Consider the following 14333-nt stretch of genomic DNA (forward strand, 5'->3'; position numbering starts at 1 on the left):
GGATCAGGCCCTCACTGGCCGTTGTGCTGGGCGATGGGCTGGCTGCCCGGGGTGGCGTCGACCTGGACCTGGTCGCCGGCCTTCACGTGCTGCAAGCCTTCGACCACCACGCGCTCGCCGGCGGCCAGGCCTTCGCTGACCACCCAGCGGTCGCCCTGGGCGCTGCCCAGCTGCACCGGGCGTTCGCCGATGCGCGCCTGGGCGTCGACCACCAGCACTTTCGGTACCCCGGCGCTGTCGCGCAGGATGGCCCGCTGCGGCACGCTGATGCCCTTGGGCTGCAGCGCCTGCTGCAGGCGCACGCGTACGTAGCTGCCGGGCAGCAGGTCGAGGTCGGGGTTGGGGAACTCGCTGCGCAGGGTGATCTGGTTGGTGCTCGGGTCGACGCTGATGTCCGAGAACAGCAGCTTGCCGGGCAGCGGGTAAGCGCTGCCGTCATCCTGGATCAGCGTGGCCCGCGCCTCGCGGGCACCCACCTGCTGCAGTTCTCCGGCGCGCAGGGCGCGGCGCAGGGCATTGAGCTCGCGGGTCGACTGGGTGACGTCGGCGTGAATCGGGTCCAGCTGCTGGATGGTGGCCAGCGGTGTGGTCTCGTTCTGCCCCACCAGCGCACCTTCGGTGACCAGGGCGCGGCCGATGCGTCCGGAAATCGGCGCGGTGACCGTGGCGTAGCCGAGGTTCAGGCGTGCCCGTTCCAGGGCGGCTTTGGCTTCGGCGACCACGGCATCGGCTTGCAGGAAGGCGGCGCGGGCGTTGTCGTACTCCTGGCGACTGACCGCCTTGTCGTCCACCAGTTCGCGGTAACGCTGCTCTTGCAGGCGCGCCTGGTACAAGTTGGCCTGGGCCTTGGCCAGGGTGGCGCGGGCACTGTCGTGGTCGGCCTTGAAGGGCGCCGGGTCGATAAGGAACAGCACATCGCCCTGCTTGACGTCGCTGCCCTCACGGTAGACCCGCTTGAGCACGACGCCGGCGACGCGGGCGCGGACTTCGGCGGTGCGCGGGGCGAGAATGCGTCCGCTCAGCTCGGTGGTAATGGCCAGCGGTTGCAGTTGCAGGGTTTCTACCCGCACCTGGGGCATGGGGGCTTTTTCGGCCTGTTCGGCGCTGTCGTTGCAACCGGCCAGGGGCAGGGCCAGCAGCGCCACGAGCGCCACGGGGCGCAGGCGAGGGGAGAGAATGGTAGGCATACGGATCTTCCGATGATGATGGCTGTATGCTACGGCAGTCGTTCCCTGGGTGCCTGTTAACAGCTGTAGGACGTGTGTGAAAAAGTGTGATGAATAATCCTGTCGGCTTGTAGGATTCTATATTCTGCTTGCTGATATCGGTGCTGGTCCTTTCGCGGGACAAGCCCGCTCCCACAGGGGCCAGTAAGGTCCTCTCTAAATTCTGTCAAGCGCCTATGCCAAACATTCTCCTGGTCGAAGACGACAGCGCCCTGTCCGAACTGATCGCCAGCTACCTGCAACGCAACGGTTTCCATGTACAGGTGATCGCCCGGGGCGATCACGTGCTGGACAGCTTCCACCGCGACAAACCGGATCTGGTGATCCTCGACCTGATGCTCCCGGGCCTCGACGGCCTGCAGGTGTGCCGCCTGCTGCGCCAGGCCTCGCAAAGCGTGCCGATCCTGATGCTGACCGCCCGCGACGACAGCCACGACCAGGTGCTGGGGCTGGAAATGGGGGCCGACGACTACGTCACCAAACCCTGCGAGCCGCGGGTGCTGCTGGCGCGTGTGCGCACCCTGCTGCGCCGCAGCAGCGTCAACGAGCCGCGCCTGGACAACGAACATATCCAGGTGGGCGGCCTGCACATCGACCTGGCCGAGCGCCTGGTCAGCTGGCGCGGCGAAGAGGTGGAGTTGTCCAGCGGTGAATACAACCTGTTGGTGGTGCTGGCGCGCAATGCCGGCGAAGTGCTCAGCCGTGACCGCATTCTCCAGCAACTGCGCGGTATCGAGTTCAATGGCACCGACCGTTCGGTCGACGTGGCCATTTCCAAGCTGCGCCGCAAGTTCGACGACAGCGCCGGCGAAGCCCGCAAGATCAAGACTGTGTGGGGCAAGGGCTACTTGTTCAGCCGCGTCGAGTGGGAGTGCTGAAGGGGTGCTGAAGATCCTGGTGCGCCTGTACCTGGTGATCATCGTCGCCTATGCCGGCGCGTTGCTGTTGATCCCCGACGCCATCGTCGGCCTGTTTCACGAGCGCTTCATGGCCTACAACCTGGACCAGGCCAAGGGCGTGCAGTCGCTGATCGTTCGCCAGTTCCGCCAGGCGCCCCGCGAGCAATGGCCAGCGGTGGAAGAGGAGCTGGCGCAGGCGTTTGCGCCGTTACAGGTCAGCCTGTTGCGCAGCGACCAGGCCGATTTGAGTGCGCCTGAGCTAGCACGTGTGGAACATGGCCTGTACGTGGTGCGCATTGGCGACTGGGGTTACTACCGGACGGTGCTGGCACCGCTGGACCAGGACTGGCTGGTGAGCCTGCATTCACCGCCTGACCCGCTGGACATCAATGTCCTGTCCTGGGGCGTCACCGTGCTGATCGTCGCCGCCATGCTCGGCTGCCTGTTGCTGTGGGTATGGCCGCACTGGCGGGACCTGGAGCGCCTCAAGGAAACCGCCCGGCGCCTCGGCCAGGGGCAGATGGCCGAGCGCACGCACATTTCGCCGCACTCGAACATCGGCGAGCTGGCAGGGGTGTTCGACACCATGGCCAGCGACCTGGAACGCCACGTCAACCAGCAGCGCGAGTTGCTCAACGCGGTGTCCCACGAACTGCGCACACCACTCACCCGCCTGGATTTCGGCTTGGTGCTGCTGTTCGACGAAGTGCCACCGGCCAGCCGCAAGCGCCTGCTGGAGCTGGTGGGGCATGTGCGCGAGCTGGACGAGCTGGTGCTCGAACTGCTGTCCTACAGCCGGCTGTACAACGCCGACCAGGCCCGTGAGCGGGTCGAGGTGTCGTTGCTGGAGCTGGTCGACAGTGTGCTCGGTGGTTTCGCTGAAGAGCTCGATGCGCGGGGTATTCGCTGGGAGGTTCAAGCCGACGACCCGCTGCCACGCTTCGTGCTCGACCCGCGCCTGACGGCCCGAGCGGTGCAGAACCTGGTGCGCAATGCCATGCGCTATTGCGATGAGAGCTTGCTGTTGCGCCTGCGCCTGGAAGAGGACGGCGCCTGCCTGTTGACGGTCGAGGATGACGGCATCGGAATTCCGGTGGAGGAGCGGGAGCGGATTTTTCAACCGTTCTACCGCCTGGACCGTAGCCGAGATCGCAACACCGGTGGGTTCGGTCTGGGCCTGGCGATCAGCCGGCGGGCGATCGAGGGGCAGGGCGGGACACTGACCGTGGCGCAGTCGGCGCTGGGTGGGGCGCAGTTCAGGATTCGTTTGCCTGCGGGTGGGTAGGTGGGCAGGTCCGGCCCCTTCGCGGGCTTGTCCCGCGAAGGGGCCGAACCTGCTAGGCGCTGTCGGCCAAACGGCTGGTCCACAATACAAAGCGGTCTTTGCCGCTGTGCTTGGCCTCGTACAACGCCTGGTCAGCCTTGACCAGCGCCATGGTCAGGCTATCTGCGCTTTCGACCCGGGCAAGCCCGATACTGATGGTCACCGGATGATCCCCAACATCCTCCCGGACCCGCGTGCACAAACCCGCCACCTCCCGCTCGGCCCCTGCCTGGTCCAGGCCCTTGAAGAAGATCACGAACTCCTCGCCGCCGAGCCGGGCGAACTCGTAGGCGCCCATGGTTGCCTTGATATGCACGGCCACGCGCTTGAGCACTTCATCGCCAATGTCATGGCCAAAGCGGTCGTTGACCTTCTTGAAGTTGTCGATGTCGATCATCGCCAGGTACTGCCCGGCCGGGGCGTCCTGCAGCTGGCGCTCGGCCTTGGCCATGAACGATCGGCGGTTGGGGATCTCGGTCAGCACGTCGACATACGCCTGGTCCAGCAGCACCTTGGACATGTAGAAGTTGTACAGCTTGGCCTGGCGGATGCGCAGGTAGCTGTAGATCACCAGGCCGCTGAGGAACACTGCATAGCTGAGCAGCATGGCGGCTTCGAGGTCGTCCAGGTCGATGTTGGTGCTGAAGAACGGGTTGAGCATGGCCCAGGTGATGGCCATGGCACAGAAGAATGACCAGCGCCGAACCGGCAGTACCGACACGCTGTACAGCACGGTTGACGTGCCGAGGACCAGCCAGAGCGGGCGCTGGGCAATCGGGATGCCTTCGATGAGCAGGCGCATGCCCAAGGTGATGACGGCGACGAACAGCAGGTTGAGGACGTCGAAGTGGTGGGACTTGCGGGTGAAGCCCAGGACCACCGTGAGGCTGCACATCAGTGCCATGAACGCGCCTGACAGCCAGGTGAAACCCTGGCCGCCGAGGTAGCTGACGATAAGGTCGAACACCAGCCAGATGGTGATGCTGACGCAGAAGATCAGTTGGCAGAAGCGCCGTGAGTTTTCGAACTCGTGTTGGCGGAATTCTGAACGCAGCGCGGCAGGGGCGACCTGTTCGCGCACGTGTTGCTCGATGGTCCTGAGCATCGGTGGGTTCCTTGTGAAACTGCTTTTGCCTGCCGTGGCCTATCGCCGGCAAGCCGGCTCCCACAGGATCCCCACAGCCAGGGAGTCCTGTGCTGTACCTGTGGGAGTCGGCTTGCCGGCGATAGCGCCCGTACAGACACTCAATTCAATGGCAGAATACCCCGGGCCCAAGGCCGGTAGCGCAAAGAAAACACCGCCTCTGCATGGCACCCGCCAGCGAGCTTCGGCTCGGCAGGCTCCGCGCGAAACGCCTGCCCCTGCGCACTCACCTGGCGAAACGCCTCGCGCACCACGCCCACCCGACATGGCAACGCCTGCTCGTAGCCCTGGCGCACTAATGGCGGCAACCGCCCTGTCCCGACACCATCCTGCCACCACACAGTCAAGCCTAACCCGGCGAGGTCATCCAGCCATGCGGCATTCAGTCGCGGTGCCAGCTTGCCGGCGCTGAAGGCGCTGATATGCAAGGGCTTGTCCAGCTGCCGGTTGAAGGCCTGCAGCTGCTTGTGCAACGCCTCGCGGCGGCTGGCGTCACGCAAATGCAGGTCATCCAGCTCCAGCGGCAGGTACCAGCCCGCCACCGGCAACTGCCACTGCTCGCGCACCTGCCGGTACTGGCCGAGCGAGCGACCCAGTTGCGCCTTCCAGTAGTTGCTCAGCCCGTCACCGTCGATTTCATCGATGCGTTGGTAGTAGGCCGGGTCCATGTACAGCCCCAGCACCAACGCCAAGCCCTGGGCGCGAGCCTCGCGCAAGCTGTTCGCCAGCCAGCCCTGAGGACCGCCGAAATCACTGTCGCCGTAGGCGCTCCATTGCACGATCAGGGTCTTGCCGCCTTGGGCGACCGTTGCCCGCCACAGCTGCTGCCACTGGGCAGCGGTCACGCCGGCATCGCGGTTCAGCGGCTGATAGAACAGGCGCTGGTCGGCCATGGCCGGCAGGCACAGGGCAAGCAGGCAGACTGCCAGGAAGGTACGCATCAAAAGCTCATCTCCGCGCCAACCAGCACGCCATTGGCGCGCTCGTAGAGGTTGCCTCCCAGCGACTGCTGGTACTCGGCGCGCACTTTCAGCGAGCCGCGATAGGCGTTGTAGCGGTCATCGTCGAACCACCATTGCCAGCGCACGCCGACCCCGGCGCGGGCATCCTGGCGCCAGTCGTTGCTCGGGTCCTGGCTGGAGAATTCAAGGAAGCCGTACGGCATGAGGGTTTGCGGCGAGGTGCCGGGCAGCTTCCAGGCGTGGCCCTGCTGGTAGCGCGACAGCCAGGCGTGGTCACCGGCGCGGGTCCACCAGGCGGCGTCGAGGTAGAGGAAGCGTTCGTTCCAGTCGTCTTCGTCGACCCGCCAGTCGTTGCGCCAGTCACCCTGGTCGAGGAACGAGGCGGTGGCGCGCAGCAGCAGGTCGTTGCTCGATTCGGCGTTGTGGCGCAGATCGCCCCAGTTGCTGCCAACCTTGGCCGGGCTGAGCAGCTCGCCCAGGCTCAGGCCGCTGTAGTGCTCATCATCGATCTGCCGTTGGTGGTACAGCTCGGCATACAGGTTGAGGTTGGCCTGGCCCAATGGCTTGTAACGCAGGCCGACACCGGTGCCCATGCTCTGGGCATAGTCGGTGCGACTCTGGCCACCGAACAGCACCCGGCCGTAGACCGACAATGTACTGCCGTTGCGGCTGGGTTCCTCGCCCAGGGCGTGGTCCCACATGGCCAGTTGTACGTTCTGCGACTGGGCCCGCCGTGAACTGCCGCTGCGCTGGCCGTTGTCGAGGAAATTGTCGTTGGTCGAGGTGCCGGCGGGCGACCAGGTGCTGGCCAGGGTGATGGTGTCGCGCCGCGACAGGCTCTCGTGGGCGCGGCGCTGACGGTACTTGCGTGCTTCCAGGCTGCCGTACTCGTCGTCGCCGTCGACCAGGTTGTCTTCCACGTCGATGATCCGGCGCAGTTCCCGGCGCGCCGAGGCGCTGTCTTCGGCTTCGTCGTAGCGCAGCGCCAGGGTTTCGCCCAGGCGGTAGTCTTCGGGGAAGTCGCGGGTGGCCCGTTCCAGGTAAGGGATCGACTGGCGGCGTTGGGCTTTGTCGGCCGAGCCGGCCAGGCGCATGCCATAGTCGGCGCGGTAGCGGGGCTGGTCGGGGGCCAGGCGCACGGCTTCGGCGAGCCAGGCCGTGCTCTGCGCACTGTCGCCAGCCCATTGCGCGGTACTGGCAGCGGCATAGTAGTGATCGGCGCGCGGGTTGTGCGCCAGGGCCTGGCGCTGGAATTCCAGGGCTGCCTGGGGGTCGTCCTGGCGCTGGGCGATGGCGGCGCCCAGCGCCCAGTCATCGGCACTGTGGTGCTGCGCGGCATCCCAGTAGCGGCGGGCGGCCTGGGCATCACCGTTGTTCAGGGCGCCGCTGGCAGCGGTCAGTCGGGCATTGTCGGTCCAGGCACTGTTCGGCAGGCTGCGCCAGAGCGGCGCCGCCGACTGCGAGTCGCCAGCGGCTTCCAGGGCATAGGCCAGCGGCAGGCGGTCGCCAGGGCCGCCAAGGCGTTCGGCGGCCTGGTAGTAGACCACCGCTTCACCGGGCTGGTCGGGCATGGCGCAGCGACCCAGGGCGCGCAACTGGCCGGCCTCGGTCGGCGTGGCCGGGATGGCCTGGCGCACCGCGTCGCACTGTCCGTTCTCGGCCAGGCGGCCGAGCAGCTGGGCGCGGGTAGCGGCATCGACCCTGGGCACCAGGCTGAGCATGCGACGACTGTCCAGCGGGCTGTCGTTGCGCGCATAGAGATTGCCCAGGCGTTGCAGCAGCGACGGTGTCAGCCGGCCTTGGCGGCGGTCGTAGGCTTGTTCCAGCAGTGACCTGGCACGCTCGCTGTGGCCCTGCTGCAGCAACAGGAAGGTGGCTTGCTCCAGCGCCGCCAGGTCACCGCTCTGGCGATAACGCTGCTCCCATTCGGCTGCGGTGCGCGGTTGCGGCGGTTGCACCGGGTCGCCGTACAGGCGCTGCTTGAGCACGGCGTAGGCGCGCGCGTCCGCTGTGGCGGAGCAGCCTTTGAACTGTTCGCGGGCAAGGTCCGGGTCATGCCGGGACAGCCAGTCCACGGTCTCGAGGCAGGGGCGCTGCAGCTCGTTGCTCAGGCGCATTACCAGCGGCGCGTCGTCGCCTTCACGGGCCAGCTCCCACAATTGCTGGCGCTGTTCCGGTCGTTGCAGTTGCTCGCTCGGCAAGGCTTGCAGCCAGCGCTGCGCCTGTTGGTTGTGGCCCACGGCGATGGTTCGGTTGGCCATGGCCAGGCGCGCCTGATTGGCTGCCTCGGCGGAGGGGGCACTTTCCAGCAGCTTGCTCAGCCCCTGCTCGTCGACTTGCTGGATATAGGCATTGGCCAGGCGCTGCCAGTCCTGTGCGGGCAATTGGCCCTTGTCGGCCAGCGGTTGCAGCTGTTCGACGGTTTCATTCCAGTCGCGCAGTTGCTCGGCGAAATTGGCCCGTGCCAGGCGCAGTACCTGGCCATCGTTGCGCGGGGGCAGCTGGTTGAGCCACTCCAGGGCTTTGCCGGCGCCGCCGAACTTGGCCAGGCTCAGGCTGTAGGCCTGCCACAGGCGCACGCGCTGTTTGCCTTCGGCGCTGGCCAACCAGCTTTCCACCTGGCTGGCCGCTGGCGGGTCCTGTTCGATCCAGGTCAGGCGCAGCTCCAGCAGGGCGTCGGCATGCTCGGCGCTGGCGTCCATCTGCTCGGCCGCCGCTTGCGCTTCCTTGTAGCGGCGCTGGTGGGCCAGGGCCTCGACCAGCAGGGCGCGGGCTTCGTCGTTGTTCGGTACGCGGCCGAGTACGTGGCGGGTCAGGCGTTCGACCTCGGCCCAGTTGTCCTTCTTCGCTTCGCGGTAGCTGCGCTCCATGAACGGGTAGCTGGTGAAGCGTTGGAACTCGGTCATGGGCGCGGCCAGGGCGGGCAGCGCGGTGGAACACAGCAACAGGCCAGTGAAGGTCAGGGTAAAGCGCGGCTTCATGCCACCTCCCGGATCAGGTCATAGGCGGCCCGCTGTTCGCTGGCCTGTTCGTCGAGGGCCTGCTGCAGCACGTGCTCGGTGATGATGCCGCGGGCGATCAGGTGCTCGCCGAGGCTCTGCCGCTCGGGGTCGAAATCGATCAGCGCCTGGTTGAAGAGGGTCACCGGGACCATGCCGCGTACCTGCAGCAAGGTGCCGAGCATGGTCTGGTGGCTGCTGACCTTCTCGATCAGCTCGGCGTTGTCCTGGTGCTGCTCCAGCACCTTGAGCATGTGCCGGGTTTCTTCTTTCTGCCACGGGCTGGGGTAGTGGTAGCGCAGGCCCAGGGTCACCCGGCCCTGGGGCGCCAGGCGGCAGCTGACCGGGCGCTTGAGCTGACGGCTGATCACGCCCAGCGATACCTGGCTGACCGGGCTCTCGCTGGCCAGCACCAGGGTGTCGCCGTCTTCGTCCACCGGCAGCACGCCATAGTGGGTGGCCAGCCGACGTGGCAGGGCGGCGATCAGCCGGGCATCGAGCTTGAACGGATTGAGCGGTGCCCAGGGCAGGTCGAGTTGCTCGGCGAGCGTCTGCACCAGCTGTTCGCTGGTCAGCCAGCCGCGCAGCAACAGTTCGCGGCCCAGGCGCCGACGCACCGGGCTGGTGATGGCCTGCTCCAGCTGTTGTTCGCTGATGTAACCCTTCTCCACCAGGCGGTGGCCCAGTGGGGTGCGCGCGGGCGTGGCGAGGGCGGGGAACTCGTGGGTGGTCTTGTCCCAGGCCACCCGGCGCGAATCGCCCATCTCCATGACCTGGCGCAAGGCGCGCAGGTTGGCGAAGAAGTTGACGAAGTTGCTCCACATCATCCGCGGCGCCGACAGCAGGCCCTCGCCAATGCCGTAGTAGCGGGTGACGAACCAGCCGCGCTGGAACAGGCGGTTGATCAGCATCAGGCCGTTGAGCCAGAGCAGGGTGGTGAGCAGCCGGCTGTCGCCGAGAATCGACATGAACTGCCACGACTGCGGCGCGATCACGGTCACCAGCCACATGGCCAGCAGCACCAGCAGCAACAGGTTGACCAGGAAACTCAGCAGGTAGGCGAACAGCCCGCGGCGGTCGCGCCAGAGGAAGTAGTTGAGTGCGCCGGTGCGGCTCCAGCCAAGGTTGCTGGTGCCCTGGAAGACAATGCCGACGATCCACCGCGACTTCTGCCGGATGGCATGCTGCCAGTCCCGCGGGAAGTGCTCGCGCACGCAGATCACCTGGGAGAACTCGCGGCTCATGCCCGGGCGCCAGTCCTGCTTGAGGGTCAGCGCCGGGTCGGTGATGGAGTAGCGGGCGAAGATGCACTTCATGCCTTTCTGCTTCAGGCGAAAGCCGATGTCGTAGTCTTCGGTGAGGCTTTGCACGTCGAAGGCGATACCGTCGCCGTCTTCGAGCAGCGCGCTGATGGCGCGTCGGCTGAAACAGGTGCCGACCCCGGCGCTGGGCACCTGGCCGGTCAGCGCTTCGCGCACGATGACGTCTTTGCCGTGGTTTTCCGCGAACTCGTCCACATAGTGCCCGGCGGTGAAACCTTTCCATTCCGGTGCATAGGGGTACACCGGGATCTGAATCATGTCCTTGTTGGGCAGCAGGTAGTTGAACAGCCGCAATTCCATGGGCGAGATCACGTCTTCGGCGTCATGCAGGATGAAACCGGCGAACTCGATGCGCGCATCGTCCTGAAAGCGCAGGATGGCGTCGATGATGTTGTTCAGGCAGTCGGCCTTGCTGGTCGGGCCGGGACGGGCGCAGACCACCTTGTGCACGTTGGGGTAGTGCAGGCACACGGCGTCGACATCGGCCTGGGTCTGCGGGTCGTTGGGGTAGGTGCCGACGAAGATCTGGTAGTTCTCGTAGTCCAGGGTCGACGCCGCCAGGCGCGCCATCTCGCCGACCACACCCACCTCGTTCCAGGCCGGCACCATGATCGCCAGGGGTTTTTCGGGCACTTCGTACAGGCGTTTCTCGTCAGCCTTCTCGTACTTGTCGTAGATGCGAAAGCGCCGGATCAGCTTGCGACCCCAGTAGCACAGGTCGATGAACAGGTCATCGAGGCCCAGCAGGAACATCAGCGTGGCGAGGATGATCGCCAGGATCTTGAGGCCGAACAGCACATAGGTCAGGAAGTCGATAAACGCCAGGCTCATGCGTCGTCCCGTTGATTGGCAGATTCCTCGAACCAGCGGCACAGGCGCTCGGCAATGATTTCGCTGGCGTGGCCGTCACCGAACGGCGTGAACACCCGCGCCATCTGCCGGTAGGCCGCGTCGTCGTCGAGCAAGTGGCTGGTTTCCTTGACGATGCGCTCGGTCAGGGTGCCGACCAGTTTCACCGTGCCACCTTCCAGCACCGAGGGCCGCTCGGTGACCTTGCGCAGCACCAGTACCGGCTTGCCCAAGGCCGGGGCCTCTTCCTGGATACCGCCGGAGTCAGTGAGGATGATGTGCGCGCGGTTCATCAGCCAGACGAAATGCTGGTAGTCCTGCGGCGCCACCAGGAGGATGTTGTCGCGCCCGGAAAGCAGCCCGTAGACCGCTTTTTGCACATGAGGGTTGAGGTGCACGGGGTAGACGAACTGCACGTCGGGGTGGCGCAGGGCAAGTTCGGCCAGGGCCAGGCAGATGCGCTCGAAGCCTGCGCCGAAGTTTTCCCGACGATGGCCGGTGATCAGCACCATGCGCTGGTCGTCGCGCAGGGCGTGCAGCGGCGAGTCGGCGGCCGGGTGCCAGCTGCTGGTGGTGAGGTATTCGCGCATCCACAGCAGGGCGTCGATCACGGTATTGCCGGTGACTTCGATGTGTTCAAGCGGCACGCCTTCGCGCAGCAGGTTGTCGCGGCTCTTGGTGGTGGGGGAGAAGTGCAGGTCGGCAATCACCCCGGTCAGGCGCCGGTTGGCTTCCTCGGGCCAGGGCTGTTGCAGGTTGCCGGTGCGCAGGCCGGCTTCGACATGGCCGATGGGGATATGCCGGTGGAAGGCGGCGAGGGCTGCGATGAAGCTGGTGGTGGTGTCGCCGTGAACGAGGACGATATCCGGTTTGACCTGTTCATAGGCCTTGTCGATCTTGTCCAGCAGGTCGCGCGCCAGGCCGTTGAGGGTCTGGTTCTGAGTCATCACCTTGAGGTCCTGGTCGACGCTCAGGCCGAAGGCCGTGAGCACCTGGCCGAGCATTTCGCGGTGCTGGCCCGTGGAGCAGATATGCAGGTCGATCTCCGGCCATTCGCGCAGGACCCTGGCCAGAGGCGCCATCTTGATCGCCTCTGGGCGGGTACCGAATACCATCATGATTGTGTTAGCCATCGTCGTGTTCCTCGTGAGATTCCCCGGACGAAGCTGTACGACTTATCGCCGCATGCAATGGATAGATACAAGCAGTCAGGGGCAGGGTTGTCCAATGCGCACCCTTGACTGAATGGTCAGCTAAATATGTATTTCAAGCTTTTCCTTGCAGGACGCATCTAGTAATTTGGTAAGCCTTTTCGATACGGAGCTGCGCATGCAAGGCAAGGCACGCAAGATCGTCCAGGCCATTCTCTACGAGGTCATTGCTGTGGCCTGCGTGGCGCCGGCGCTGGAGCTGGCGTTCGGGGCCGGCATGGCCCAGTCGACCCTGCTGTCGATCCTGATGTCGGGCATCGCGATGAGCTGGAACATGGGCTTCAACTGGGCGTTCGAGCGTTGGGAAGCCCGTCAGCAAAAACGCGAGCGCACCTTCATGCGCCGACTGCTGCATGCCCTGGGCTTCGAAGGGGGGCTGGTGGTGATCCTGTTGCCGCTGGTGGCGTACTGGCTGGATGTCAGCCTGTGGGCGGCGTTCCTCACCAACCTGGCGCTGTTCGTGTTTTTCTTCGTCTATGCCTTCGTCTTCCAGTGGGGCTTCGACAAGGTGTTCGACGTACCGCTTTCGGCCCAGCAAGCCAAGTGTTGACTTGCTGGCATCCGGCAGGATAAGTTCCCACCCCATGAATACTTTCCCACGTGTGAACGCCATTATTATTACCGCCATTATCAGTTTGGCGGGCTAGCGCGCACGTGCACCGAACCCGCCCTGGAGGCGGGTTTGTTCTCTCTGACTCCTGGGCAACGTGAATACAGCCAAGGAGTTGCCTCGATGTCCAATCTCAACGTCAGCCCACGTACACCGCTCACCCCGCAGCAGCTGCTGTCGGAGCAGGTACGGCGCATCCTGTCTGCGCCGGTGTACGACCTGGCCATCGAGACGCCGCTGCAACCGGCCCCGGCGCTGTCCGCCAGCCTGGGCAACCAGGTGCTGCTCAAGCGCGAAGACCTGCAACCCACCTTCTCGTTCAAGATCCGCGGTGCCTACACCCGCCTGTCGCGGCTGAGCCCGGCCCAGCGCGAGCGCGGCGTGATCACCGCCTCGGCGGGCAACCATGCCCAGGGCGTGGCCATGGCGGCCGCACGGCTGGGCATCAAGGCAACCATCGTGATGCCGACCACCACCCCTTCGCTCAAGGTCGAGGGCGTGCGTTCGCGGGGTGGCCGGGTGGTGTTGCACGGTGAAAGCTTCCCCCATGCCCTGGCCCATGCCTTGACCCTGGCCGACAGCGAGGGTGCGACCTTCGTGCCGCCCTACGATGACCCGGATGTCATCTCCGGGCAGGGCACCGTGGGCATGGAGATCCTGCGCCAGCAGCCGGGTGCGCTGGACGCGATCTTCGTGCCGGTGGGCGGCGGCGGGCTGGTGGCCGGTATCGCCGCGTATGTGAAGTACCTGCGCCCGCAGGTCAAGGTGATCGGCGTCGAGCCGCAAGACTCCAATTGCCTGCAGGCCGCACTGGCCGCTGGCGAGCGAGTGATACTGCCGCAGGTCGGCACCTTCGCCGACGGCGTGGCGGTGGCTCAGGTCGGTGCTCACTGCTTCGAGCTGTGCCGGCATTTTGTCGATGAAGTGATCACGGTCAGCAGTGACGAGCTGTGCGCGGCGATCAAGGACATCTACGACGACACCCGTTCGATCACCGAGCCGTCCGGTGCCCTGGCCGTGGCCGGGATCAAGAAGTACGTGGCCCGCGAAGGCGTGCAGGGCCAGACCCTGGTGGCCATCGACTCAGGCGCCAACGTGAACTTCGACCGTCTGCGCCATGTGGCCGAGCGTGCCGAGCTGGGCGAGCAGCGTGAAGCGATCATCGCCGTGACCATCCCCGAGCAGCCGGGCAGTTTCCGCGCGTTCTGCCAGGCGCTGGGCAGGCGGCAGATCACCGAGTTCAACTACCGCTATTACCCGGGCAAAGAGGCGCGGCTGTTCGTCGGCGTGCAGACGCACCCATTGCATGACCCTCGCGAGCAGCTGCTGGCAAGCCTGGGCGAGCAGGGCTACAGCGTGCTCGACCTGACCGATAACGAACTGGCCAAGTTGCATGTACGCCATACCGTGGGCGGGCATGCGGCGCCGGGGGCGCAAGAGCGGGTGCTGCGTTTCGAGTTTGCGGAGCGACCGGGGGCGTTGCTGGGGTTCCTTGAGCGGTTGGGCAAGCGCTGGAACATCAGCCTGTTCCATTACCGCAACCATGGTGCGGCGCAGGCGCAGGTGTTCGCGGCACTGGAGGTGCCGGTGGAGGAACAGGCGGGGTTGGCGCAGGCGCTGGATGAGATGGGGTATCGGTATTGGGATGAGACCGAGAATCCGGCTTATCGGTTGTTTCTTGGCTGAGATTCTTCAGTGTCAGAACGGGCCCTATCGCCGGCAAGCCGGCTCCCACAGGTAAAACACAGTCTTCGCGGCTTGCGCCGTACCTGTGGGAGCCGGCTTGC

10 protein-coding genes are annotated in these 14333 nt (G+C 65.5%); 4 read left to right on the plus strand and 6 right to left on the minus strand.

Annotation, left to right across the window (positions count from 1 at the left end; genetic code table 11):
* Positions 1-11: 11 nt before the first annotated feature.
* The gene (locus ACIPZG_RS15490; RefSeq protein ID WP_400715148.1) at positions 12-1187 is read right to left on the minus strand and encodes an efflux RND transporter periplasmic adaptor subunit; all 1176 of its coding nucleotides are present in this window, start codon (positions 1185-1187) and stop codon (positions 12-14) included.
* Between the two features lie 215 nt (positions 1188-1402).
* Between ACIPZG_RS15490 and ACIPZG_RS15495 the strand changes: the two genes are divergently transcribed.
* Both ACIPZG_RS15495 and ACIPZG_RS15500 read left to right on the plus strand, forming a co-directional pair.
* Entirely contained in the window at positions 1403-2104 is a 702-nt protein-coding gene (locus ACIPZG_RS15495) for a response regulator transcription factor (protein WP_008091692.1), read from the plus strand.
* A 4-nt stretch (positions 2105-2108) separates the two neighbouring features.
* Positions 2109-3410, plus strand: coding sequence for an ATP-binding protein (locus ACIPZG_RS15500; protein ID WP_400715150.1), 1302 nt, complete (start codon positions 2109-2111; stop codon positions 3408-3410).
* A gap of 52 nt (positions 3411-3462) precedes the next feature.
* On the opposite strand, the gene ACIPZG_RS15505 is transcribed toward ACIPZG_RS15500, so the two are convergent.
* The 5 genes from ACIPZG_RS15505 to wecB all read right to left on the minus strand — a co-directional run bounded on the left by ACIPZG_RS15505 (position 3463) and on the right by wecB (position 11858).
* Positions 3463-4554 (minus strand): GGDEF domain-containing protein, encoded by a 1092-nt coding sequence (locus ACIPZG_RS15505; RefSeq protein WP_400715152.1) that lies wholly within the window; start codon positions 4552-4554, stop codon positions 3463-3465.
* A 140-nt stretch (positions 4555-4694) separates the two neighbouring features.
* Positions 4695-5534: a DUF4434 family protein gene (locus ACIPZG_RS15510; protein WP_400715154.1), complete on the minus strand. Its 840-nt coding sequence runs from the start codon at positions 5532-5534 to the stop codon at positions 4695-4697.
* The gene (locus ACIPZG_RS15515; RefSeq protein ID WP_400715156.1) at positions 5534-8536 is read right to left on the minus strand and encodes a phage receptor; all 3003 of its coding nucleotides are present in this window, start codon (positions 8534-8536) and stop codon (positions 5534-5536) included. The genes ACIPZG_RS15510 and ACIPZG_RS15515 overlap by 1 nt, the downstream gene beginning before the upstream one ends.
* Positions 8533-10707, minus strand: coding sequence for a cyclic di-3',5'-guanylate-activated glycosyltransferase NrfB (nrfB, locus tag ACIPZG_RS15520; protein WP_400715158.1), 2175 nt, complete (start codon positions 10705-10707; stop codon positions 8533-8535). Before nrfB ends, ACIPZG_RS15515 begins: the two co-directional genes overlap by 4 nt.
* Entirely contained in the window at positions 10704-11858 is a 1155-nt protein-coding gene (gene wecB / locus ACIPZG_RS15525) for a non-hydrolyzing UDP-N-acetylglucosamine 2-epimerase (RefSeq protein ID WP_400715160.1), read from the minus strand. The genes nrfB and wecB overlap by 4 nt, the downstream gene beginning before the upstream one ends.
* A gap of 196 nt (positions 11859-12054) precedes the next feature.
* Here wecB and ACIPZG_RS15530 point away from each other — a divergent pair, with 196 nt between their 5' ends.
* Together ACIPZG_RS15530 and ilvA are read left to right on the plus strand one after the other, a co-directional pair.
* A complete protein-coding gene (locus ACIPZG_RS15530) occupies positions 12055-12486 on the plus strand; it encodes a PACE efflux transporter (protein ID WP_400640970.1) in 432 nt (143 codons plus the stop codon).
* A 183-nt stretch (positions 12487-12669) separates the two neighbouring features.
* Positions 12670-14232 carry a threonine ammonia-lyase, biosynthetic gene (ilvA, locus tag ACIPZG_RS15535; RefSeq protein WP_400715162.1) on the plus strand — a complete coding sequence of 521 codons (1563 nt, stop codon included), beginning with the start codon at positions 12670-12672 and terminating at the stop codon, positions 14230-14232.
* Positions 14233-14333: the final 101 nt, after the last annotated feature.

This window comes from Pseudomonas sp. NPDC089395 (genome assembly GCF_044749525.1).
Taxonomy (GTDB): Bacteria; Pseudomonadota; Gammaproteobacteria; order Pseudomonadales; family Pseudomonadaceae; genus Aquipseudomonas.